Source organism: Microbacterium sp. NPDC090007 (genome assembly GCF_044748345.1).
Taxonomy (GTDB): domain Bacteria; phylum Actinomycetota; class Actinomycetes; order Actinomycetales; family Microbacteriaceae; genus Microbacterium.
Window position 1 is genome coordinate 967249 of record NZ_JBIVFV010000001.1, and the last position, 23820, is coordinate 991068.

Consider the following 23820-nt stretch of genomic DNA (forward strand, 5'->3'; position numbering starts at 1 on the left):
AGAACAGGCCGCCTCCGGCCGTGTCAGCCTGTTTCGGTGGCATCCCCTGTTCTGGTGACGGGGAGGGTGGCGCCCCGGGGCCCCGCGCCGTCCGCGGGCGTTGCACCGCGCGTGTTCTGGTCTGACCCCGGCGCGCGTCTGCCGGTCTGACCCCCGCGCGCGAGTCGGGGTCGTGGCGTCGGTGCCGCGGCGACCCGGCGGCGTCACGAGAACAGGCGGCGTCACGAGTACAGGCGTCGTCGCGAGAACAGGCCGCCTCCGGCCGTGTCAGCCTGTTTCGGTGGCATCCCCTGTTCTGGTGACGGGGAGGGTGGCGCCCCGGGGCCCCGCGCCGTCCGCGGACGTATGACCGCGCGCGTTCTGGTCTGACCCCGGCGCGCGTCTTCCGGTCTGTCCCCGCGCGCGAGTCGGGGTCGTGGCGTCGGTGCCGCGGCGACCCGGCGGCGTCACGAGACCAGGCGGCGTCACGAGAACAGGCGGCGTCATAAAAACAGGCGGCGTCACGAGAACAGGCGGCGTCACGAGAACAGGCGGCGTCACGAGAACAGGCCGTCTCCGGCCATATCGGCCTGTTCTGGTGGCATCCCCTGTTCTCGCCCCGTGCCGCGCCGCCCGGCCGTGCGCCGCGCCGCCCCGGCCCCGTGCCGCGCCGCCCGGCCCTGCGTCGCGCCGCCCGGCCGTGCGTCGCGCCGCCCGGCCGTGCGTCGCGCCGCCCCGGCCCTGCGTCGCGCCGCCCCGGCCCTGCGTCGCGCCGCCCGGCCCGGCCGCCGCGCCGCGCGGGCCGGTTGCCGCGCCGCCCGGGCTCGGCAGCCCCGCCGCGCCGCCCGGCCGCCCCGCAGCCCGGCCCGCCGCGTCAGCCCGCGAGCCCCAACTCGTTGCCCGGAATCGAGGCCAGCAGGCGCCGCGTGTACGGGTCGCGAGGGTTGGTGAAGACCTCTTCGCTCGAGGCCGCCTCGACGAGGCGGCCGTCCTTCATGACGCACACGTAGTCGCTGATCAGGCGCACCACCGCGAGGTCGTGCGAGATGAAGAGGTAGCTCAGGCCGTACTCCCGCTGCAGGTCTCCGAGCAGATCGAGGATCTGCGCCTGCACCAGCACGTCGAGCGCCGAGACGGGCTCGTCGCACACGATGAGCTCGGGGGAGAGGGCGAGTGCACGCGCGATCGCCACGCGCTGGCGCTGGCCCCCCGAGAGCTCCGAGGGGTAGCGACGCAGCATGGATGCCGGGAGGGCGACGTCGTCCATCAACTGCCGCACCCGCTTCGCCCGGTCGGCCTTCGACCCGCGCTTGTAGACGTTCAACGGCTCTTCGACGATCCGCTCCACCGTGAACATCGGGTTCAGGCTCGAGTAGGGGTCTTGGAAGATGGGCTGCACCTTCTGGCGGAACTGCCGCAGCGCGTCGCCCTTCAGGGTCGAGACGTCCTGACCGTCGAAACGGATCGTCCCGCTCGTCGGCTCGACGACCTTGAGCAGCATCCGCGCCGTCGTCGTCTTGCCCGAGCCGGACTCGCCGACGATCGCGACCGTCTGACCGCGCGGGATCGACAGCGACACGTCGTCGACGGCCCGGAAGTCGTCCCCGCGGCCGCGGACGGGGTAGATCTTGGTCAGGTTCTCGATCTGCACGATGTCATCGCGGGTGTCCTCGACCTCGCGGTCGGTGCGGAAATCCTCGGGGCGCAGGCGCACGGCCGCGACCGAGGGAGCCGCCGCCACGAGCGACTTGGTGTAGCTGTGCTGGGGGTCTTCGAGGATCTGCCGCGCGGGCCCCTGCTCCACCACGCGTCCGCGGTGCATGACGACGACCGTGGAGGCGCGTTCCGCGGCCAGGCCCAGGTCGTGCGTGATGAGCAGGACGGCGGCGCCCAGCTCGTCCGTCTGCTTGTCGATCTGGTCGAGGATGGTCTGCTGCACGGTGACGTCGAGGGCGCTCGTGGGCTCGTCGGCGATGAGCAGGCGCGGTCGGCAGGCGAGGCCGATCGCGATCAACGCGCGCTGGCGCATGCCGCCCGAGAACTCGTGCGGATACTGGGTCGCCCGCTTGTCGGCATCGGGGAGTCCCGCGGCCTCGAGGGCCTCGACGACCTTCGCCTTCACCGTCGAGCGATCGGCCAGACCGTGCGCGAGCAGTGTCTCGGCGACCTGCGTGCCGATCTTGGCGACGGGGTTGAGGTTCGACATCGGGTCCTGCGGGACGAGGCCGATCTGGCGACCGCGCACTTGACGCATGCGCGCTTCGCCGAAGGTCGTCAGGTCCTCGCCGTCGAGCAGGATTCGTCCGCGGGCGACGCGCCCGCCGGATGCCAGCAGACCGATGATCGCCATGGCGGTCGTCGATTTGCCGGAGCCGGACTCGCCGACGATCGCGATGGTCTCGCCCGCGTGGATGTCGAGGTTCACCCCGTCGACGGCGCGCACGGGCCCGTCCATGGTGGCGAAGTCGACGGCCAGATCGCGGACCGAGAGCAGGGGCTGGGGGGATGCCGGAGCGGGGGGACCGGCGACATCGGAGGTCATCCCCCCATCCTCACGTGCGCGGGCGGTTTCGCCCACCTTTTCTCGCACATCGTCACACCCCCGTAACGCGCCCGCGCCCGCCCGGCCCCCGCTCGCGCCCCCGGCCCGGGCTCATCGCGACGACGAGGGCATCGACCACCCGTCCCGCCGGTACCGTGGCGGCATGCGGGTGGACCTGAACGCGGACCTCGGCGAGACCGTCGAGGGGATGCCGACCGCCGACGACGAGGCGATGTTCGCGGTGATCTCGAGCGCCAACGTCGCGTGCGGGGGTCATGCGGGCGACGCGGCATCCATGCGGGCCGCCGTCGATCGGGCCGGACGCTTCGGTGTCGCCGTCGGGGCCCACCCCTCGTACGACGACCGCGAGAACTTCGGCCGCGTCCGCCGCGACCCCGACCCCGTGCAGCTGCGCGTGCGGATTGCCGCGCAGCTCGATGCGCTCGTGTCCGCCGGTGCCGAGGTCCGCTACGTCAAGCCGCACGGGGCGCTGTACCACGCCGTGACCTCCGACGCCGGGCAGGCCCGGGCCCTCGTCGCCGCCGTCGCCGATCTCTCGGCGCGCCTCGGACGCCCCCTGCCCGTGCTCGGACTCCCCGGATCGATCGCCGCGGCCGCGGCATCCGCGGGTCTGCCCTTCGTGCACGAGGCCTTCCTCGACCGCGGATACACCCCGACCGGAGGGTTGGTGCCCCGTGACCGGCCCGGGGCCCTCGTCGTCGACCCGGACCGCGTCGCCGAGCGGGCGCTGCGGCTCGTGCGCGACGGCGTGGTCGAGGCCGTCGACGGCACGGTCGTCGCCGTGCGCGCCGCCTCGCTCTGCCTGCACGGCGACACGCCCTCAGCGGTGGCGATGGCGCGAGCGGTGCGCGCCGCCCTGGACGAGGCCGGCATAAAGGTGCGCGCACAATGGTGACGATCCGGCCGATGGGGGAGCGGGCGCTGCTCGCCGAGGTCGCCGACCTGGCCGCCGTCCTGCGTCTGCACGCCGCGCTCGCCGCGGACCCGCCCGGCGGCGTCGACGACCTCGTACCCGCCGCTCGGACGGTGCTGGTCGCCTTCGACCCCGCGCGCATCGCCGCGTCGGCCGTCGTCGCCTGGATCCGCGAGGCGTCGACCACGGTCGCGGATGCCGCGCCCCCCGGCCCCCGCGTCGACATCCCCGTCCGGTACGACGGCGCCGATCTCGACGACGCGGCGGCACTCGTCGGCATCCGACCCGGCGACCTCGTCGCCCGCCATACCGCGGCGGAGTGGACGGTCGCCTTCACCGGCTTCGCGCCGGGTTTCGCCTATCTCGTCAGCGACGACTGGCCCTTCGACGTCCCTCGCCTCCCTCGGCCGCGCACGCGTGTGCCGGCGGGGGCGGTGGGGCTCGCGGGGGCGTTCAGCGGGGCGTATCCCCGCGAGACGCCCGGGGGCTGGCGTCTGATCGCCTCGACGGATGCGGCATTGTTCGATCCGCATGCCGCCGACCCGGTGCTCCTGCCGCCGCGGGCGCGCGTGCGTTTCGTGCCGGCGCGCGAGCGGGTGCGCGGCGTACCGGTCGCCGCCTCCGGTCGCGGCGGCCCCGCTGAGACAGCGGATGCCGTCACCGCCCCCTCTCGTTCCGCCACCGCCCTTCGCGTCCTCGCGTCCGGTCCACTGGCCACCGTGCAGGACCTCGGGCGTCCCGGCCGTGCCGCCCTCGGGGTCGCGCGCTCGGGCGCTCTCGACCGGGGCGCGCTGCGTGTCGCGAACCGCCTGGTCGGCAACGCCGAGACCGCCGCCGGCATCGAGATCACCCTCGGCGGCTTCCGCGTCCGCGCCGAGCGCGAGACCTGGATCGCGGTGACGGGGGCGCTCGCCGATCTGCGTGTCGACGGCCGTGCGGTCGACGCGTACGCCCCGGTGCTGCTGTCGGCGGGCGCCGAGCTCTTCGTCGCCCCCGCGCGGGCGGGCCTGCGGCTGTACCTGGCGGTGCGCGGGGGAGTCGTCGGCCCGGTCACCCTCGGTTCGCGCGCGACGGACGTGCTCGGCGGACTGGGACCCGCGCCCCTCCGTGCGGGCGACGCGGTCTCGTCGGGTGGGCAGGCGCGGCCGGTTTCGGTCGTCGACGCGTTTCCCTGGACGGTTCCGCCCGCGGTGGTGGACGTCGCGCTGCGGCCCGGGCCGCGCGCCGATCGGTTCGTCGTCGGGGCGGTCGAGGTTCTCGTGGGGGCGAGCTGGACCGTCTCCTCCGACGCCGACCGCGTCGGCATCCGCCTCGACGGTCCCGCGCTCGGGCGCACGCGCGTGGAGGAACTGCCGAGCGAGGGCATGCGCCCCGGAGCCGTCCAGGTGCCGCCGCACGGTCGACCGGTGATCCTGCTGGCGGACGGGCCGGTGACCGGGGGGTATCCCGTGATCGGGGTGGTTGCGGATGCCGCCCTCGACGCTCTCGCGCAGGCGCGTCCGGGGAATCGGGTGCGGTTCCGGCGCGGCTGACGCGGTCGTGGAAGGGAATGGCGGACGGGCGCACGCGGTTATACCGCAGGTCCGCAGACGCGTCAAGAATTGGACTGGACACGGCGAGTCCTCCCGCGTATGCTTGGACTTTGCGCTCCTCGATTCCCCCTGCCCTCATATGGTGGTCGGCTGAGCCTGTCCGTCCCCGCCTCACCGCGGTGTGCGACGAGCAGGTTCTGGGGGCAGGAACGCACTCCACCTGACGACAAGGAATCACGAGCCCCTCGCCCGGGCTTCTGGAGGTTATTCCCTTGGCTGCTGCGAGCACCGCATCCACCACCACCACCCCCAAGAGCGGACGCGGAGCATCCCGCCTCTCGTTCGCGAAGATCTCCGACAAGCTGACCGTTCCCGATCTGCTGGCCCTGCAGACCGAGTCGTTCGATTGGCTCGTCGGCAACGAGGCCTGGAAGGCGCGCGTCGCCGAGGCCCAAGCCGCCGGTCGTACCGACGTGCCCGAGATCAGCGGTCTGGAAGAGATCTTCGAGGAGATCTCCCCGATCGAAGACCTGAGCGAGACCATGCAGCTCTCGTTCACGAACCCCTACCTCGAGCCCGAGAAGTACTCGATCGAAGAGTGCAAGGAGCGCGGCAAGACCTACGCCGCCCCGCTCTACGTCGAGGCCGAGTTCATGAACCACCAGACCGGTGAGATCAAGACCCAGACGGTCTTCATGGGCGACTTCCCGCTCCAGACCGACAAGGGCACGTTCATCATCAACGGCACCGAGCGTGTCGTGGTGTCGCAGCTCGTGCGCTCGCCCGGTGTCTACTTCGACAAGACCCCCGACAAGACCTCCGACAAGGACATCGTGTCGGTGCGCGTCATCCCCTCCCGCGGTGCCTGGCTCGAGTTCGAGATCGACAAGCGCGACCAGGTCGGCGTGCGCATCGACCGCAAGCGCAAGCAGTCGGTCACCGTCTTCCTCAAGGCCCTCGGCCTGACCAGCGAGGACATCCTCGCCGAGTTCAGCGGCTTCGACTCGATCGAGGAGACGCTGTCCAAGGACACCATCCTCACCAAGGAAGACGCGCTTCGCGACATCTACCGCAAGCTCCGCCCGGGCGAGCAGGTCGCCGCCGAGGCCGCCCGCGCGCTGCTGGACAACTTCTACTTCAACGCCAAGCGCTACGACCTGGCCAAGGTGGGTCGCTACAAGATCAACCAGAAGCTCGGTCTCGACAAGCCGCTCAGCGACTCGGTGCTCACGGTCGACGACATCGTCGCCACGATCAAGTACCTCGTCCGTCTGCACCGCGGTGACGTCACGTTCGACGGTGTGCGCGGTGGCCAGGCGGCCGAGATCCGCCTCGATACCGACGACATCGACAACTTCGGCAACCGTCGCATCCGCGCCGTCGGCGAGCTCATCCAGAACCAGGTCCGCACCGGCCTGTCGCGCATGGAGCGCGTCGTGCGCGAGCGCATGACCACGCAGGACATCGAGGCGATCACGCCCCAGACCCTGATCAACGTGCGTCCCGTCGTCGCCGCGATCAAGGAGTTCTTCGGAACCTCGCAGCTGTCGCAGTTCATGGACCAGAACAACCCGCTCGCGGGTCTGACTCACAAGCGCCGCCTGTCGGCCCTGGGCCCCGGCGGTCTGTCGCGTGAGCGTGCCGGCGTCGAGGTCCGCGACGTCCACCCCTCGCACTACGGCCGCATGTGCCCCATCGAGACCCCGGAAGGCCCGAACATCGGCCTGATCGGCTCGCTGGCATCGTTCGCCCGCATCAACGCCTTCGGCTTCATCGAGACCCCGTACCGTCGCGTCGTCGACGGCCGAGTGACCGACCAGATCGACTACCTCACGGCGAGCGAAGAGAGCGACCACATCGTCGCTCAGGCCGGTGTCGCCCTGCAGGCCGACGGCCACTTCGTCGAGGACCGCATCCTGGCGCGCCGCGGCCAGGGTGGCGAAGTCGACCTGTTCCCGAACGACGAGATCGGCTACATGGACGTCTCGCCGCGCCAGATGGTGTCGGTGGCGACCTCGCTCATCCCGTTCCTCGAGCACGACGACGCCAACCGCGCCCTCATGGGTGCGAACATGCAGCGCCAGGCCGTGCCGCTCGTGCGCAGCGAGTCGCCCGTGGTCGGCACCGGTATGGAGGGCTTCGCCGCCATCGACGCCGGTGACGTCGTCACCGCCGACAAGGCCGGCGTGGTGCTCGAGGTCTCGGCCGATGTCGTGACCGTCCAGCTCGACGAGGGCGGCACGCAGGACTACTTCCTGCGCAAGTTCGACCGCTCCAACCAGGGCACGTCGTACAACCAGCGCGTGGTCGTCTCGGCCGGTGAGCGCGTCGAGGCCGGCGAGGTCCTCGCCGACGGTCCCGCGACCGAGAACGGCGAGCTCGCCCTCGGCAAGAACCTCCTCGTCGCCTTCATGACGTGGGAGGGTCACAACTTCGAGGACGCGATCATCCTCAGCCAGGACCTCGTGAAGGACGACACCCTCTCCTCGATCCACATCGAGGAGTACGAGGTCGACGCGCGCGACACCAAGCTCGGCAAAGAGGAGATCACCCGTGACCTCCCCAATGTCAGCCCCGACCTGCTGAAGGATCTCGACGACCGCGGCATCATCCGCATCGGCGCCGAGGTGCGTCCCGGTGACATCCTCGTCGGCAAGGTCACCCCCAAGGGTGAGACCGAGCTCTCGGCCGAGGAGCGCCTGCTCCGCGCGATCTTCAACGAGAAGAGCCGCGAAGTCCGCGACACCTCGCTGAAGGTGCCCCACGGCGAGCAGGGCACGATCATCGCCGTCAAGGAGTTCAACGCCGAGGACGGCGACGACGAGCTCGGCTCGGGCGTCAACCGCCGCGTCGTGGTCTACATCGCCCAGAAGCGCAAGATCACCGAGGGCGACAAGCTCGCCGGCCGCCACGGCAACAAGGGTGTCATCGCCAAGATCCTCCCGATCGAGGACATGCCCTTCCTCGCCGACGGCACGCCGGTCGACATCATCCTGAACCCGCTCGGCATCCCCGGCCGCATGAACTTCGGTCAGGTCCTCGAACTGCACCTCGGCTGGATCGCCCAGCAGGGCTGGAAGGTCGAGGGCACCCCGGAGTGGGCCGCCCAGCTGCCCGAGGTCGCTCGCGAAGCCGCCCCCGGCACGAAGGTCGCCACGCCGGTGTTCGATGGCGCCTTCGAGGCGGAGATCGCGGGTCTGCTCGACTCGACGATCCCGAACCGCGACGGCGACCGGCTGATCGACTCGACCGGCAAGACCATCCTGTTCGACGGTCGTCACGGTGAGCCGTTCCCTGCGCCCATTTCGGTCGGCTACATGTACATCCTGAAGCTGCACCACCTCGTCGACGACAAGATTCACGCGCGTTCGACGGGCCCGTACTCGATGATCACCCAGCAGCCGCTCGGTGGTAAAGCGCAGTTCGGTGGTCAGCGCTTCGGTGAGATGGAGGTGTGGGCGCTCGAGGCCTACGGTGCCGCGTACGCGCTGCAGGAGCTCCTCACGATCAAGTCCGACGACATCCTCGGCCGCGTCAAGGTGTACGAGGCCATCGTCAAGGGCGAGAACATCCAGGAGCCCGGCATCCCCGAGTCCTTCAAGGTCCTCATGAAGGAGATGCAGTCGCTCTGCCTGAACGTCGAGGTCCTCTCGGCCGACGGCACCGCGGTCAACCTGCGCGACACGGATGACGACGCCTTCCGCGCCGCGGAGGAGCTCGGCATCAACATCTCCAGCCGCTTCGAGTCCTCGTCGATCGACGAGATCTGAGCTTCCAGCTCAGCGACCCAGCTCAGATTTCAGAGAATTCCGACACAGGAGAACCAGTGCTCGAATCAACCACTTTCGATCAGATCCGTATCGGTCTGGCCACCGCCGACGACATCCGTCGTTGGTCCTTCGGTGAGGTCAAGAAGCCCGAGACGATCAACTACCGCACGCTGAAGCCCGAGAAGGACGGCCTCTTCGGCGAGCAGATCTTCGGACCCTCCCGCGACTGGGAGTGCGCCTGCGGAAAGTACAAGCGCGTCCGCTTCAAGGGCATCGTCTGCGAGCGCTGCGGCGTCGAGGTCACCAAGAGCTCGGTCCGTCGTGAGCGCATGGGCCACATCGAGCTCGCGGCGCCCGTGACGCACATCTGGTACTTCAAGGGTGTGCCCTCGCGCCTGGGCTACCTGCTCGACATGGCGCCGAAGGACCTCGAGAAGGTCATCTACTTCGCCGCCTACATGGTCATCTCGGTCGACGAAGACGCTCGTCACCGCGACCTGGCCACGCAGGAGAACAACATCCGTCTCGAGCTGAAGACGCTCGGCGACCGCCGCGATGCCCGCATCGCCGCGCGCCTGGCGAAGCTCGAGGAGGAGCTCGCCGCCCTCGAGGCGGAGGGCGCCAAGGCCGACCAGAAGAAGAAGGTCAAGGACGCCGCCGAGAAGGACATGACGGCGGCCCGCAAGAACGCCGACGAGCAGATCGCCAAGCTCGAGCGCGTGTGGGAGGACTTCCGCACGCTCGAGGTCGGCGCCCTCAAGCCCGAGGACGACGTCTTCCACGAGCTCCAGGACCGTTTCGGTCAGTACTTCGAGGCCCACATGGGTGCGGAGTCGATCAAGCGCCGTCTCGAGACCTTCGACCTGCAGGCCGAGGCCGACAGCCTCCACCTGCAGATCTCCGAGGGCAAGGGTCAGCGCAAGATCCGCGCGATCAAGCGCCTGAAGGTCGTCAACTCGTTCCTGCAGACCGGCATGTCGCCGGCCTCGATGGTGCTGGACGTCGTCCCGGTGATCCCGCCGGAGCTGCGTCCGATGGTCCAGCTCGACGGTGGCCGCTTCGCCACCTCCGACCTGAACGACCTCTACCGTCGTGTGATCAACCGCAACAACCGCCTCCGTCGCCTGATCGACCTCGGTGCCCCCGAGATCATCGTCAACAACGAGAAGCGCATGCTGCAGGAGGCCGTCGACGCGCTGTTCGACAACGGTCGCCGTGGTCGCCCCGTCACCGGTACCGGCAACCGCGCCCTGAAGTCCCTGAGCGACATGCTCAAGGGAAAGCAGGGTCGTTTCCGCCAGAACCTGCTCGGAAAGCGCGTCGACTACTCGGGCCGTTCCGTCATCATCGTCGGGCCCCAGCTCAAGCTCCACCAGTGCGGTCTGCCCAAGCAGATGGCCCTCGAGCTGTTCAAGCCCTTCGTGATCAAGCGCCTGATCGACCTCGGTCACTCGCAGAACATCAAGGCGGCCAAGCGCGCCGTCGAGCGCTACCGTCCCGAGGTCTGGGACGTGCTCGAGGAGATCATCCGCGAGCGTCCTGTTCTGCTGAACCGTGCACCCACCCTGCACCGTCTCGGCATCCAGGCGTTCGAGCCCCAGCTCGTCGAGGGCAAGGCCATCCAGCTGCACCCGCTCGTCTGCGCGGCGTTCAACGCCGACTTCGACGGCGACCAGATGGCCGTGCACCTGCCCCTGTCGGTCGAGGCCCAGGCCGAGGCCCGCGTGCTGATGCTCGCCTCGAACAACATCCTGAAGCCGTCGGACGGCCGCCCGGTGACCCTGCCCTCGCAGGACATGATCATCGGTCTGCACCACCTCACCACCCTGCGGGAGGGTGCCGTGGGCGAGGGCCGTGCGTTCGGTTCGGTGGGCGAGGCGATCCTGGCCAAGGACGAGGGAACCCTCGACCTGCAGGCCAAGGCGCGCATCCGCATCCCCGGCCTGACCTTCCTCGAGGGTCAGGCGCCCGAGGGCTACGAGACCCACGGTCTCGTCGACGCCTCGCTCGGACAGGCGATCTTCAACGACACGCTCCCCAAGGGCTACCCGTTCGTGCGCGAGCAGGCCGACAAGGGCAAGCTGTCGCAGATCGTCAACAAGCTCGCCGAGGAGTACCCCAAGGTGGAGGTCGCGGCATCCCTCGACCGCATCAAGGACGCCGGCTTCTACTGGGCCACCCGTTCGGGTGTCACGGTGGCGCTGAGCGACATCCTCACCCCGCCCAACAAGGCGGAGATCGTCGCGGGCTACGAGAAGCAGGCCGCGAAGGTCCAGGGCCAGTACGAGAAGGGTCTCACCACCGACGCCGAGCGTCGTCAGGAGCTCATCAAGATCTGGACCGAGGCCACCGACGAGGTCCAGAAGGCGATGCGGGACAACTTCCCCTCCGACAACACCATCAACCGCATGGTCTCGTCGGGTGCCCGTGGTAACTGGCTGCAGATCCGCAACATCGCGGGTATGCGCGGCCTGGTGAACAACCCCAAGGGTGAGATCATCCCGCGTCCGATCATCTCGTCGTACCGTGAGGGTCTGTCGGTCGCCGAGTACTTCATCGCCACGCACGGTGCCCGTAAGGGTCTGGCCGACACGGCCCTCCGTACGGCCGACTCGGGGTACCTGACCCGTCGCCTGGTGGACGTCTCGCAGGACGTCATCATCCGCGAGGAGGACTGCGGGACGTCGAAGGGTCTCGAGCTCCCGATCGCCGCGGTCGACTCGACCGGTTCGCTGGTCAAGGACGCCAACGTCGAGAACTCGGTGTTCGCCCGCACGCTGGCGACCGCGGTCGTCGACGCGCAGGGCACGGTCCTGGCCGAGGCCGGCGACGACGTGGGCGACGTGCTCATCGACAAGCTGGTCGCCGGTGGCGTCGAGACGATCAAGGTCCGCTCCGTGCTGACCTGCGACTCGGCCGTCGGTGTCTGCGCGAAGTGCTACGGCCGTTCGCTCGCGACCGGCAAGATCGTCGACATCGGCGAGGCCGTCGGCATCATCGCGGCCCAGTCGATCGGTGAGCCCGGTACCCAGCTGACGATGCGTACCTTCCACACCGGTGGGTCGGCGTCGGCCGATGACATCACCCAGGGTCTGCCCCGTGTGCAGGAGCTCTTCGAGGCCCGTACCCCCAAGGGTGCGTCGCCGATCGCCGAGGCCGACGGCCGCATCACGATCGACGAGACCGACAAGGCCAAGAAGGTCATCCTCACGCCCGACAACGGCGACGAGCCGGTGGTCTACCCCGTCCTCAAGCGCGCGACGCTCCTGGTCGAGGACGGCCAGCACGTCGCGGTGGGCGAGCCGATCCTGGTCGGAACGCTCGACCCCAAGGAGGTCATGCGCGTGCAGGGTGCCCGCGAGGTGCAGAAGTACCTCGTCAACGGCGTCCAGGGCGTGTACCGCTCGCAGGGTGTGCCGATCCACGACAAGCACATCGAGGTCATCGTGCGCCAGATGCTGCGCAAGGTCACCGTCGTCGACCACGGCGACACCGACCTCCTGCCCGGCGAGCTGGTGGACTTCAAGCGCTACCAGAGCATCAACCGCGAGACGGTCGGCGAGGGCAAGCGTCCCGCGTCGGGCCGCCCCGAGCTGATGGGTATCACGAAGGCGTCGCTCGCGACGGAGTCGTGGCTGTCGGCGGCGTCGTTCCAGGAAACCACCCGCGTCCTGACGCAGGCGGCCATGGAGGGCAAGAGCGACCCGCTCGTCGGCCTCAAGGAGAACGTCATCATCGGAAAGCTCATCCCCGCCGGAACCGGCCTTGCGAAGTATCGCAACGTCACGGTCGAGGCGACGGAAGAGGCCAAGAGCGAGCGGTACCCCAACCGCATCTTCGCCTCGGACGGCGCGTACAGCGATGCCGACCTGAGCTACGTCGATTTCGACAGCTTCTCGACGGACGACTTCACGCCCGGCACGTACAACTGATCAAGGGGGGAGCCGGGTCCGCCCGGTTCCCTCCTGATCCCGGGATGCCGCGCCTTGGCGCGGACGTCCCGACCCCGATGGCCCTCGGCTCGCGCCGAGGGCCATCGTCGTATCCGCGCGGTGACGATCGCACGGCGGCTCGCGCACGCGGCGTGTCGGGTGCGGCCCGCGACGGGGGAGTTCGCCTACCGTGGACGCGGAGGAACGCATGGCCCGGATCGGTGGACGCAGCCTGTGGTTGGCATGGCCGGCGGGGCTGTTCTGCGCCGCCGCGGTCGCGGCGATGGTGGTGTTGGCCCTGCCCGGCGTCCCGGGGGCGGTCGCCTTCGTGGGCGACACGTTGCGCGCGGCCACCGCCCCCCTTCCCGCGGATGAGGGTCCCCCACCCACCCCGGCGACGGACTGCCGGCACCTGTACTCGCAGCCGCTGTGGTCGTCGCTCGTGTGGTCGCCCGAGGCGCTGCTGTCGCAACGGCGCACCCCGCCGCTGTCGACGCCCGAGGCGGCGGCCGCCGCCGCCGCGTCCGTCGTGGTCACCTGCCATTGGCGCGGTGACGGGGGCCGTTTCGTCGAGACCACGGTGTCGACCCTGGCGCCCGAGGCCGTCGCGACCGTGACGTCCACGCTCTCCGCGCAGGGGTTCACCTGTACGGCGGGCGACGACGCCCCGCATTGCGAGCGCACCGCGGGTGAGGTCACCGAGGTGCACGACCTGCGCGGGGACAGGTGGGTGTCGTCGACACTCTCGGGATGGATGCCGACCGGCTACGCCGAGGTGGTGGCATCCCACGCCTTCTTCGGCCGCTGACGACGGGTGCGACCGAGCCGTGCGGCCCGGGCCCGCACGGTCAGCCGAAGATGGCCGAGATGATGCTGCCGGTGTAGCCGGTGGGGGCGAGGTTGGAGTACTGCGTGTCGATGAGCACATCGTCGCGCCAGTAGAGGGTGCGGCCGTCGTTGACGGGGTAGGTGTCGTTGATCCAGGTCTTCTCGCAGCGCGTGCCCGCGTCGGGGGTGTAGCAACTGAAGCCCTGGGTGGTGACGAGCTCGTTGAGCATGTCGAGCGCGGGCCCGCGGTCCATGCGCGAGATCGTCGTGACCAAGCCCGTCGTGTCGGCTGCGGGATCGCGCCAGATGCAGATGAGCGAGCCGTCCGGCTGGACGCCCGAGGGGCCGAGCGACGGATCGTTCAGCGGAGTGGAGCCGAGCTGCGCGAGCACGTCCGTCGACAGCATCGCCTTGCAGTCGGCGGGCAGGCGGACGGCCGTGGGGGTCTGCGTGATGGTCGGGATGGGTGTCGGGCTGGTCGACACGACCGGTGGCGAGGGTGCGGGGGCCGCGTCGTCCGCGGCGGGGGCGCACGCGCTCAGGGCGATCGCGGACAGGCCGACGAGGGCGACCGCGGCCGACGTGCGAAGCGGGGGACGGGCCATGGGAACACCCTAAGGTGCGCCGCCGACACGGTCGAGACGCAGATGTGACGGCACGCCTCCGCGATCGGCCGCCGTTCGCGGGATAGCCTTGCGCCGCTAGCACCGCGTGAGGAGACCCCATGAGCGACCACCAGTCGTACGGCGACCCCGTCGCTGAACCCAAGGACTCGTACGGCGACCCCGTCGCCGAGCCCCGCAACGAAGAGCACGACGTGGTCGGTCGCGCCCGCGAGGGCCTCGCCGACGCCGAGGCGGCGCGCCGTGACGCGGTCGACCCCCAGGCCGCCGAAGCCGCCTGGGACGAGCGCGAGGAGCACGAGCGCCGGGGCGAGGCCGCGGTCGCAGAGCGTCGCGAGCACGCCGCACCGGTCGTGCACGACGCGTCGCCCGTCGAGCCGCGCAGCGCCGCGACCGCGGTGGGGACGGCGTCGACCGATCTGGACGACGAGGACGCCCGGTGGGCCGCGTACGCCGCTTCCGCCGAGCCCGCACACGACGACGCCCCGCGCGAAGAGCCGCGCGCGAACGGTTTCGACGCCCCGCGTCACGAGACCGCTGCGCACGACGACGCCCGCACCGCCGTCTCGCCCGTCGCGGGTGCCGCGGCCGCCGGCGCCGGGGGCGCGGCGGCCGCCGCCTCGACCCACGACGAGCCGACGCGCGCCTACAGCGGGGCCCAGCCGATCTTCGTGCAGGCCCCCGAGGCGCCGCGCCCGCGCGGCAACCGCGGCGCGGCGGGCGCGATCGGTCTGCTCGCCGCCGTGTCGTTCGCGGTGCTCTACCTGGCGGCCACGCTGGGACTGGGACTGCTCACCGGCGACGTCCGGGTGGCCGACCTGGGCCAGGCGGCACTGTCGGCACTGACCACGTGGGGCCTGTGGGTGCCCACCGTGGCCTTCTACCTCGGCTTCTGGTTCCTGGGCGCCCTCATCAACCGTGGGCGCTGGGGCCACTGGGTCGTCTGGGGTCTGATGGTGGGTGTGGTCGCATGGGCCGGGCACCTGCTGGGGGTCCTGCTCGCGGCCCCGTTCTGGATGGTCACGGCTCGCCAGTCCCTCGAACTGCTGCAGGACAACGTGCTGGCACCCCTCGCGATCGTCGCCTTCGTCCTCGGCCGCGAGCTCACCATCTGGTTCGGCGCCTGGGTGTCCGCCCGTGGTCGCCGCGTGACCGAGATCAACGCCGAGGCGCAGCGGGAGTACGAGCGCACCCTCGAGGCGGGTCCTCAGCTCTCGCAGCGCTGAGACCGACGACATGACGAACGAGCCGCGACCGGCGGGGGTCACCCCGCCGGTCGCGGTGGTCTTCGCGGCGGTGACGTTCATCGCCCTGTCCATCGCGACGCTGGGGGTGACGAGCCTCGTCCTCGACGCCGACGTCATCCCCGTGCGCGGACTGGGCCCCATCCCCGGCGTGATCGGTCAGCTGGGGGCGCTCGCCGCCTTCGCCGGTGTGCTGTGGTGGGGGCTGCGCGCCGACCCGCCGGGGTACCTGACGGCGGTCCCCTGCGCGATCGGGGCCTATGTCGGCGAGGTCGTCGGTGTCGTCGTCGGCGCCCTCGTCAGCGGGGCGGACCTCGCGCGCGGGATCTCCGCGTCCGGGAGCGTCGCCCTCGGCTTCGCGGGCCCCGTCGTGGCGCTCGCCGCCCTCGTGGCGGGTCTGCTGGGGGTGTTCCTGGTTCGTTCGCGTTCGAGCGGTCCGCGGTGGCGGTGGGAGGACGAGGAGCCCGAGCCCTGACCCCGGCCGCGTGCCGGTGTTCGCGGGGTGACCGGCGCGACGTGCCGGTGGCCCCGGCATCCCCGTCTTCCCGGGCGTGTCGGGCTAGCGTAGAGGGGTGGAGCGGTCGCTCGAGAGCCAGGTCGGTCAGGCGGTGGACGCCTGGCTGCGCTGGTTGCCGCGCTGGGAACCCGCCCATCACCGCGGTCGCGTCGCCCCCTGCCGTCGGTGCTTCGGGTCGCCGGTGCTCTCGGCCGCGGGCCTGGGGGCCGACGTTCCGCACGGCGTGCAGCACGGACTGTCGACCCGGGTGAAGGGGATCGTCGACCACGCGGTCGCCGACTACACGGCCCGGAACCTCCCCACGCTGCAGGCCGAGCTGGACCAACAGGCCGAGCGCAACCGCCGGCGGTCGTACCGCCCGGCCGAGGGCCTCGAGCCCGAATTCGAGGGGATGCCGCTCGATCCCGACCCCGAGCCGGGGGCGCCCTTCCTCTTCACGTTGTCGGGTCTCGCGGCCGAGGAGGACGCCGAGATCCCGGCCCTGCCTCCGCTGACGGATGCCGCGAAGGCGGCCTTGCGCCAGGAGGTCGGGCTCGCCGACGACTACGCCAACATGATCGGCCGCGAGATCTGCACCATCCTGCTGCACCACCGTCTGCGCATCCAGGCGGCCGTCGCCGAATACGTCGAGCCGCAGATCGCCGCGATGCTGGACGACCTCACCCGGTCCCTCGACGCCCCCTTCGATCCGCGGGAGGCGGAGCCACCGGCATCCTGATCCCCGACTCCCCAGGCGCACGGGCGCGCCAGGGGCTTTTGTTAGCATCGACGGGTTGTCCGCTCGTCGCGTCGCGGACACGTCGTCCGAGGGAGGGGGCTCGATGCCGCAGCGGCTTCCGTCGTCGCCGCCCATCCTGCCCGGGTTGGCGTACATCCGGCCCCTCGGGTCGGGCGGTTTCGCCGACGTCTTCCTCTACGGGCAGGACATGCCCCGCCGCGACGTCGCGGTCAAGGTCCTGCCCAGCAACGTGCGCGACCCCGATCTGCTGCGCATGTTCAACGCCGAGGCCGACGTCCTCGCACACCTGTCCGCGCATCCCTCGATCGTCACGGTGTATCAGGCCGGCATCTCGGCGGACGGTCGGCCCTACATCGTGATGGAGTTCTGCCCCGGCTCCCTCGCTCAGCGGTACCGCGTCGAACGGATGCCGGTCGCCGAGGTGCTCTCGATCGGCGTACGCATGTCGGGGGCGCTCGAGTCCGCCCACCACGCCGGTCTCATCCACCGCGACGTCAAGCCCAGCAACATCCTCGTGACGACGTTCGGGGCGCCCGTCCTGGCAGACTTCGGCATCTCGTCGTCGCTGGTGCGCCAGGGCGCCGACGAGATGCTGGCGATGTCGGTGCCGTGGAGCGCGCCCGAGGTCGTGGCCGAGCAGACCGCCGGCACCGTCGCCAGCGAGGTGTGGAGCCTGGGCGCCACCGTCTACTCGCTGCTGGCGGGCCAGAGCCCGTTCGAGCGGCGCGAGAAGGGCCAGAATTCCCGCGAGCAACTGCGCCGCCGGATCGCCCGTGCCTCGTACACCGCCCTCCCGCGCGCCGACGTGCCGGCGGGATTGCAGAGCGTGCTGGCGACGGCGATGTCGCGCGACCCCGCACAGCGCTATCCGAGCGCTCGTGCGTTCGGCGAGGCCCTGCAGGCGGTGCAGACCGAGGCGGGCCTGGCGGCGACCCCGCTCGAGGTGCCGGCGGCCGAGTGGGCTCCCGCCGCCCGCTCCGTCGATTTCGCCGACGGCACGCTGCGCGGTCCCGTCCGCTCGCGCATCGAGCGAGAGGGCGCCCGCAAGCTGCGCGACCCGTCCGGCATGGCCGGCTACGCCCGCGACGAAGACACCGACATCGCCGCTCCCGCGGTGTCGGGATCCCCGGTGCTGCCGTGGGTGCTCGCCTCGGCGACCGTGGTGACGGCCGGTGCCGTGGTCGTGGCGGCCCTGGTGGCGACGGGGGTGCTGCGATGAGGCGGCGCACCGTCGCGGGACTCGCCGCGAGCCTGGCGACCGCGGCTCTCGTCGTCACCGCGAGCGTCGTGTGGCCCGGTCTCGACGCGCAGCAGACCCCCGAGGTCGACACCTCGGTCTGGGCGCTGCAGACCGGCGACGGCCAGCGTTACGCCCGCGTGAACACCACGGTGGGCGAACTCGACACCGTCCGCACCGCCGGCAACCCGAGCCAGGTCGCACAGGGGAGCGACGGGGCCTACCTCTTCACCGACAGCTTCAGCAAGCTCACGCGCATCGACGAGGCCCAGCCGGTCGACCTGCAGCAGGAGCAGCTCGAATCCGCACCCGACACACCGCCCGGGACGACGTCCGTCGCCACGGCGGGCGACTACGCCGTCTACCGCACCGACACCGGCACGCTCTTCGGCAGTCGCTTGAGCCGCGCGGGACAGGCGGCAAGCGAGCTCGACCCCTTCGACACGGCCGGCGACGACGACGTGCCGTCGTACACCGCGGAGGCCATCGCGCTCGATGAACGAGGCATGCTCTTCGCCTACTCGTCGGCCGACGGTTCCGTCATCCGCTACGACCTCGAGGCCGACGAGCTGCGCGGGCGCGACGCCCTCCAGGTCGACGTCGCCTCTCCCGTCCTCTCGGCCGCGGGCGACCGGTGGGTGCTCGTCGACGCCGATGCCGGTCGCGTCTGGGTGCGCGGCGAAGACCCCGTGACGATCGATACGGGCGACCAGGTCGTCGTGGGCGACGCCGACCCGGACGCGCGGGACGTCTACGTCGCCGACGATCAGTCGCTGTGGAGCATCCCGGTCGACGGCTCCGAGCCGCGCCGCGAGGTCGGCGGCGGCGGGAACGTCCTCGGGCAACCCGCGCGACCGTTGACGCACCGGGGGGTCGGCTACGCCGCCTGGTTGCTGCCGGGCGACTCCCGAGGCACCCTGTGGCGCTCCGACAGCGGAGAGACCGGTCTCGACTACGCCGGCGCGACCATGCCCGACCAGCGCCGGCCCGTCTTCGTCGCGACTGATCACGCGGTCATCCTCAACGAGACGCGCACCGGCTGGGTGTGGACGGTGCCGGATGGTGCCCTCGTGGCATCCAGTCAGAACTGGTCTCTCGACGACCGCACCGAGCAGACGGCGGTGCAGAGCGACGAGCAGCTCAGCGTCGTCCTCGACCCGAAGCCCCCGATCGCCGAACCCGATGCGTTCGGCGTGCGCCCGGGCCGGCTGACCACGCTCCCCGTCCTGCTGAACGACCACGACCCCAACGAGGACGTCCTCAGCATCGTCGCCGAGAGCGTGACGGGCCTCGACCCCGGGTTCGGCACGCTCTCGGTCACCGACTCGGGGCAGCGCCTGGCGGTGCGCGTCGCGCCCGGGGCGACCGGCGCGGCGACCTTCGGGTACACGGTCACCGACGGAACGGCCGCCGACGGGCTGACCTCGGCCCCCACGACCGTCACCCTGACCGTCTCCTCCGACGGCGCCAACGCCGCACCCGTCTGGTGCGGGGTCGAGAAGTGCCTCCAGCCCTGGCCGACCCCCGAGGTCGCGCGCGGCGGCACGGTCACGATTCCGGTGCTCCCCGGTTGGGTCGACCCGGACGGCGACCCCCTGCTCCTGCTGTCTGTCGACAACCCCGGAGGAGTCGGTACCGTCGCGGCGACCCCGGGCGGTGAGGTCGTCTATCAGCACGCGGACGACGGCTCGGGCGGGGAGCAGAACGTCCAGCTCGACGTGACGGTGGCCGACACCCGCGGCGCGGTCGCGACGAAGGCCCTCGTCGTGCGCGTCGCCCCCGACCCCGGGCTGACCGTGCAGTCCTTCGCCGCGATCGACACCGTCGGCTCCTCGCTGACCGTCGACGTGGGCCCGCACGTCACGGGCACCGCGGGCGACGTCTCGTTGACCTCGGTGCGCGTGCTCGACGACGCCGACGCCACCGCGACGGTGGTCGGCGCCAGCACGACCTTCGACTTCACCGCGTCGCAGGCGGGGGTCTACCGTGTCGACTTCACCGTCAACGCCGGCGGCCGTGACGCCAACGGCACGGCCCGCATCACTATGCTGCCCGGCGATGCGCCGGCGCAGCTGTCGACGGCGCCGGTCGTGGCGTTCGTCCGTCCGCAAGAGGACGCCACGCTCGACGTCTTCAGTGCGGTGTCCAACCCCACCGGGCGCGTGCTCCTGCTCAGCGATGTCGCCGCCGCGGCCGAGGACGGCGCCTCGCTGACGGTCGACACGGTCGGTCAGAACGACCTCCGCGTCTCCGGCAGCACGCCGGACGGCGCGGCCGGACTGCTCGGCACCGTCGCCTACACCGTCTCGGACGGCACCGACGACGCCGGATCACGGGTGGTCGGAGAGGCCACCGTCTATCTTCTTCCGCCGGCCCCCGAGATCGCACCGATCGCGGTCGATGACACGGTCACGGTCCGCGCGGGCGCGCAGGTCGACATCCCGGTGCTCGACAACGACCTCTCTCCCGCCGGCGGCCGTCCCACGCTCGACCCGTCGAGCGTCCAGGCCCTCCCGGCGAGCGACGCCCTCGCCTTCGCCTCCGGTGGAGTGCTGCGCTACCTCGCCCCCACCGCTCCGGGCGCGTACGAGGTCACGTACCGCGTCTACACGACCGGGACCCCCGGCCTGTGGGACGAGGCGACGGTGCGCATCACCGTCCTCGGCGGCGACGCGAACCGGGCCCCCCTGCCCGACACCCTCGAGGGGCGGGTCCTCAGCGGCGGAACCACCTCGATCGATTTCGAGGGCTTCGGCGTCGACCCCGACGGCGACGCCGTCACCCTCGATCGCATCGCCGCGCAGCCCGATCGGGGCACAGCCTCCCTCTCTCCCGACGGCTCCGCGATCCTGTACACCTCGATCCCCGGCGACCGCGGCCAGGTCACCTTCCGCTACCGCGTCTCCGACTCCTCCGGGACCACCGGAGAGGGCACGGTACGCATCGGGGTCCTGGATGCCGAGGCGAACCCGAGTCCGATCACCTTCACCGACTACGTCCAGGTCCAGGCGGGCGCCGACCGTACCATCAGGGTCAGCCCTCTCGCCAACGACATCGATCCGACGCAGGGCCGTCTGACGCTGACGGACGTGCGTCCGGACCTGCCCGAGACGCTGGTCGACGGCAGCGACAACCCCGAGTTCGCGCGTCTGAACGGCTTCATCGACGCCGTCACCGACACCGGGGTGGTACTGCGTGCGGGGGAGCAGCCGGGCACCATGTCGTTCCTCTACGACGTCGAGTCCGACTCGGGCAACACGGGCCGCGGGCTCGTGGTCGTCAAGGTGGTGCGCGAGAGCGTCCCGGACTACCCGGTGGTCACGGACACCGTGCTCACCGCCGAGACCCGGGACGACTTCGCCACCGGCGTCGATGTCATCGCGGGGCGGGCCACGTGGTCGGGCGGCGAGGTGGCCGACCTCGACGTGTCGCTGTGGGGCGACCCCACCGATCTCACCCTCGACGGCCGTCGCATCTCGGGAGCACTCCCGGCCGCGCGACGGGTCATCCCCTTCGCCGTCACCGGGCGGATCGGAGACGCCGTCGTGACCACCTACGCGTTCCTGCGCGTGCCCGGCGACGACGACCTGACCCTCGCCCTGCGCCCGGGCGCGGCCCAGCGCGTCGACGAGCTCGCGTCGGTCGCCTTCGACATGGCATCCCTGGTCGCCGTCCCCCGTCGTGCGACGCTCGAGGTCGGGGCCGACGTCGGGGCCAGCGGCGTCCGGGCCGAGGGGCGCTGCTCGGTCGCGGGGTCGGTCGTGACCTACGACGCCGGTGCGGGCTCGCCGTACACCGACGCGTGCCGCGTCCCCGTGCGGGTGACCGGCAGCGAGGAGTGGACCGTGCTGTCGGTGCCGATCGGTGTCGTCGCGCGTGATCCCCAGCCCGAGCTGCGTCCGGGTGCCCTGACGGTCGGACCGGGCGAGACGGCGAGCTTCGACCTGCGCAACATGACCTCGTGGCAGCTCGGGCGCGAGGACTGGGCCGGCATCCGCTACGCGATGGAGTACTCGGGTTCCGCCTTCGCCGTGTCACTCGATGGCTCGACCGTCACGGTCACGGGCAGCGACCGCGCCGTGCCGGGGACCGAGAACGCCGCGGTCGTCTCGGTCACCAGCCACAACGCCGTCGCCCCGGCTCGACTCGTGCTGCGGGTCGGGTCGGCGCCGTCGACCCTTCCGCAGGGCGGCACCACGTCGGCGCAGTGCTCGCAGGCGTCGGGGTCGAGCTGTTCGATCGGCGTCGTCGGCGCCGGCGGCGAGGTGAACCCGCTGCCGCGCACCCCTCTCGAGGTGGTCGCCGTGCGCCCCACCGCGAGCTGCGCCGGCGTCGACTTCTCGGTCGCGTCGACCTCGGGCGTCCTGGCCTCGTGGAACGACGACGCTCCGGGCGCCACCTGCAGCGCCAGCGTGACCCTCCGCGATGCGCAGGGACGCACCACCGCCGCCACCCGCGACGCTCGCGTCGTGCTCGATCTGCTCGGCTACCCGCGCCCCCCGGCGAGCGTGCGCCAGACCGCGTTCGGCGACGGCACGGTCACCCTGCGCGTCGACCCGGGCGAGTCCCGGCGCGCATATCCGGGTCTCTCGGGCTTCACCGTCCGATCGGGCGGCCAGGTCGTCGGCCAGTGCTCGTCGGACGGGTCGTGCCCGCCCTTCTCCGCGCCGAACGGCGAACAGCGCGACTACGTCGTCACCGCCGTCAACGGCGTGGGCGAGTCCCGGGGCGCAGTGCGCACCACGGGGTGGGCCTACCGCTCCCCGAACAGGCCCGGCGCGCTGACCTTCACCCCCGTGCAGACGAACGGAGAGGGCGGGGTCGCGGATCTCGTCGTCACGGGCGTCGACAGCGCCGAGACCGGCACACTCGAGATCTCCAGCCCGGTCGGGGACAAGATCCGGGTCAACGTCGGCCGAAACCAAGACACCGTGCAGGTACGCCGGTTCACCGTGGGCTCCAACTCCGCCACGAGCATCACCGTCAAGCCGATCTCGCGCTTCTCGACGCCGCCGGGCCTGGGGGGTGCGGCGAACGGCAGCGAGCTGGTCGGCAGCGCGCACGGCGTGGGTGCGCCGATCAACCCGACGTTGACCCTCACCTCGACGTCGAACGGCGACGGGACGGCGACGATCGACGCGCGTGCGACCGCCCAGCAGAACGGCACCGGCAGCGAGATGCGGTTCGACATCGTCCCCGAGGGACGCATCTGCAACCCGAAGACGGGCGGAGACGTGCAGCAGTTCGCCAAGGTGCGCGACGGCGACACATACACCTACACGATGTGCGCCGAATCGTTCTTCGACGGTCGATCGTTCGGCGAGGTCGCGCTCGATCAGCAGGTCGACGCGTCGCAGAGCAAAGAGGCGCCGAAGGGCTACACCTTCACCGTCGGCTCGCGTCCGAGCGTCGACGACGCCCAGGGCGTGGCACGCTGGCGCATCGCCGAGATCGACGAGGGCGACGCCGCACCTCGCCGCAACGACGTGCTCTACGAAGGCTGGGACGGCAAGACCAGCAGCGTCTTCGACCGCGATCCCGGGATCAAGGTCTACTTCAAGCACCAGGTCTGGGGCACCGAGTCGCAGCGGGGTTCCGTGACCCCCGCGAGCGGCAGCGCCCCCTACCAGGTGCAGGCGCGGTGGGTGCTCGGCAGCTGCGAGGCCGGCGGAACCCTGCGTGCCGACGGTTCCTCGGCCGGAGACCGCGCGACCTTCGCGTTCACCTACGACAACGTGCGCTACCGAGACGAGAACGGCGCCGAACTGCCCAGGAACGCGGACAACCCCACCCTGGTCCCCGCCGGCGCCACCCGGGTCGAGAACATCGGCGTCAGCGTGGACTGGTCGGCGCAGGGCTGGAACCTCGACACGGCCACCTCGACGTTGTCCGGCACCTGCACGCCCGGCACCCCGGCATCCTGAGCCCCGGCTCCTCGCCGAC

General features: G+C 71.2%; 12 protein-coding genes. 10 read left to right on the forward strand and 2 right to left on the reverse strand.

Annotated elements, in window-relative coordinates:
• Positions 1-853: 853 nt before the first annotated feature.
• Positions 854-2521 carry an ABC transporter ATP-binding protein gene (locus ACIPVB_RS04505; protein ID WP_400367343.1) on the reverse strand — a complete coding sequence of 556 codons (1668 nt, stop codon included), beginning with the start codon at positions 2519-2521 and terminating at the stop codon, positions 854-856.
• 163 nt (positions 2522-2684) lie between these two features.
• Between ACIPVB_RS04505 and ACIPVB_RS04510 the strand changes: the two genes are divergently transcribed.
• From ACIPVB_RS04510 to ACIPVB_RS04530, 5 genes are all read left to right on the forward strand, one after another.
• Positions 2685-3437: a 5-oxoprolinase subunit PxpA gene (locus tag ACIPVB_RS04510; protein WP_400367344.1), complete on the forward strand. Its 753-nt coding sequence runs from the start codon at positions 2685-2687 to the stop codon at positions 3435-3437.
• A complete protein-coding gene (locus ACIPVB_RS04515) occupies positions 3431-4987 on the forward strand; it encodes a 5-oxoprolinase/urea amidolyase family protein (RefSeq protein ID WP_400367345.1) in 1557 nt (518 codons plus the stop codon). Before ACIPVB_RS04510 ends, ACIPVB_RS04515 begins: the two co-directional genes overlap by 7 nt.
• A 272-nt stretch (positions 4988-5259) precedes the next feature.
• Positions 5260-8757, forward strand: coding sequence for a DNA-directed RNA polymerase subunit beta (locus ACIPVB_RS04520; protein ID WP_400367346.1), 3498 nt, complete (start codon positions 5260-5262; stop codon positions 8755-8757).
• A gap of 56 nt (positions 8758-8813) precedes the next feature.
• Complete coding sequence (rpoC, locus tag ACIPVB_RS04525) at positions 8814-12689, forward strand: DNA-directed RNA polymerase subunit beta' (RefSeq protein WP_400367347.1); 3876 nt, start codon at positions 8814-8816, stop codon at positions 12687-12689.
• 208 nt (positions 12690-12897) lie between these two features.
• Positions 12898-13497, forward strand: a complete 600-nt coding sequence (locus tag ACIPVB_RS04530) for a hypothetical protein (protein ID WP_400367348.1) — start codon at positions 12898-12900, stop codon at positions 13495-13497.
• Between the two features lie 40 nt (positions 13498-13537).
• Here the strand turns inward: ACIPVB_RS04530 and ACIPVB_RS04535 are convergent, their stop codons facing one another.
• Positions 13538-14122, reverse strand: a complete 585-nt coding sequence (locus ACIPVB_RS04535; RefSeq protein ID WP_400367349.1) for a hypothetical protein — start codon at positions 14120-14122, stop codon at positions 13538-13540.
• Between the two features lie 119 nt (positions 14123-14241).
• On the opposite strand from ACIPVB_RS04535, the gene ACIPVB_RS04540 reads away from it, so the two are divergent.
• From ACIPVB_RS04540 to ACIPVB_RS04560, 5 genes are all read left to right on the forward strand, one after another.
• Complete coding sequence (locus ACIPVB_RS04540) at positions 14242-15366, forward strand: ABC transporter (protein WP_400367350.1); 1125 nt, start codon at positions 14242-14244, stop codon at positions 15364-15366.
• Positions 15367-15376: 10 nt separating this feature from the next.
• A complete protein-coding gene (locus tag ACIPVB_RS04545) occupies positions 15377-15859 on the forward strand; it encodes a hypothetical protein (protein WP_400367351.1) in 483 nt (160 codons plus the stop codon).
• A 97-nt stretch (positions 15860-15956) separates the two neighbouring features.
• A complete protein-coding gene (locus ACIPVB_RS04550) occupies positions 15957-16619 on the forward strand; it encodes a spermidine/putrescine ABC transporter substrate-binding protein (protein WP_400367352.1) in 663 nt (220 codons plus the stop codon).
• 103 nt (positions 16620-16722) lie between these two features.
• Positions 16723-17859 carry a serine/threonine-protein kinase gene (locus ACIPVB_RS04555; protein ID WP_400367353.1) on the forward strand — a complete coding sequence of 379 codons (1137 nt, stop codon included), beginning with the start codon at positions 16723-16725 and terminating at the stop codon, positions 17857-17859.
• Positions 17856-23801, forward strand: coding sequence for an Ig-like domain-containing protein (locus ACIPVB_RS04560; protein ID WP_400367354.1), 5946 nt, complete (start codon positions 17856-17858; stop codon positions 23799-23801). Before ACIPVB_RS04555 ends, ACIPVB_RS04560 begins: the two co-directional genes overlap by 4 nt.
• Positions 23802-23820 lie beyond the last annotated feature (19 nt).

Coding starts and splice junctions, on each gene's coding strand:
- ACIPVB_RS04505 (WP_400367343.1), bottom strand. CDS start 2,521: ATGACCTCCGATGTCGCCGGTCCCCCCGCTCCGGCATCCCCCCAGCCC.
- ACIPVB_RS04510 (WP_400367344.1), top strand. CDS start 2,685: ATGCGGGTGGACCTGAACGCGGACCTCGGCGAGACCGTCGAGGGGATG.
- ACIPVB_RS04515 (WP_400367345.1), top strand. CDS start 3,431: ATGGTGACGATCCGGCCGATGGGGGAGCGGGCGCTGCTCGCCGAGGTC.
- ACIPVB_RS04530 (WP_400367348.1), top strand. CDS start 12,898: ATGGCCCGGATCGGTGGACGCAGCCTGTGGTTGGCATGGCCGGCGGGG.
- ACIPVB_RS04535 (WP_400367349.1), bottom strand. CDS start 14,122: ATGGCCCGTCCCCCGCTTCGCACGTCGGCCGCGGTCGCCCTCGTCGGC.
- ACIPVB_RS04540 (WP_400367350.1), top strand. CDS start 14,242: ATGAGCGACCACCAGTCGTACGGCGACCCCGTCGCTGAACCCAAGGAC.
- ACIPVB_RS04545 (WP_400367351.1), top strand. CDS start 15,377: ATGACGAACGAGCCGCGACCGGCGGGGGTCACCCCGCCGGTCGCGGTG.
- ACIPVB_RS04555 (WP_400367353.1), top strand. CDS start 16,723: ATGCCGCAGCGGCTTCCGTCGTCGCCGCCCATCCTGCCCGGGTTGGCG.
- ACIPVB_RS04560 (WP_400367354.1), top strand. CDS start 17,856: ATGAGGCGGCGCACCGTCGCGGGACTCGCCGCGAGCCTGGCGACCGCG.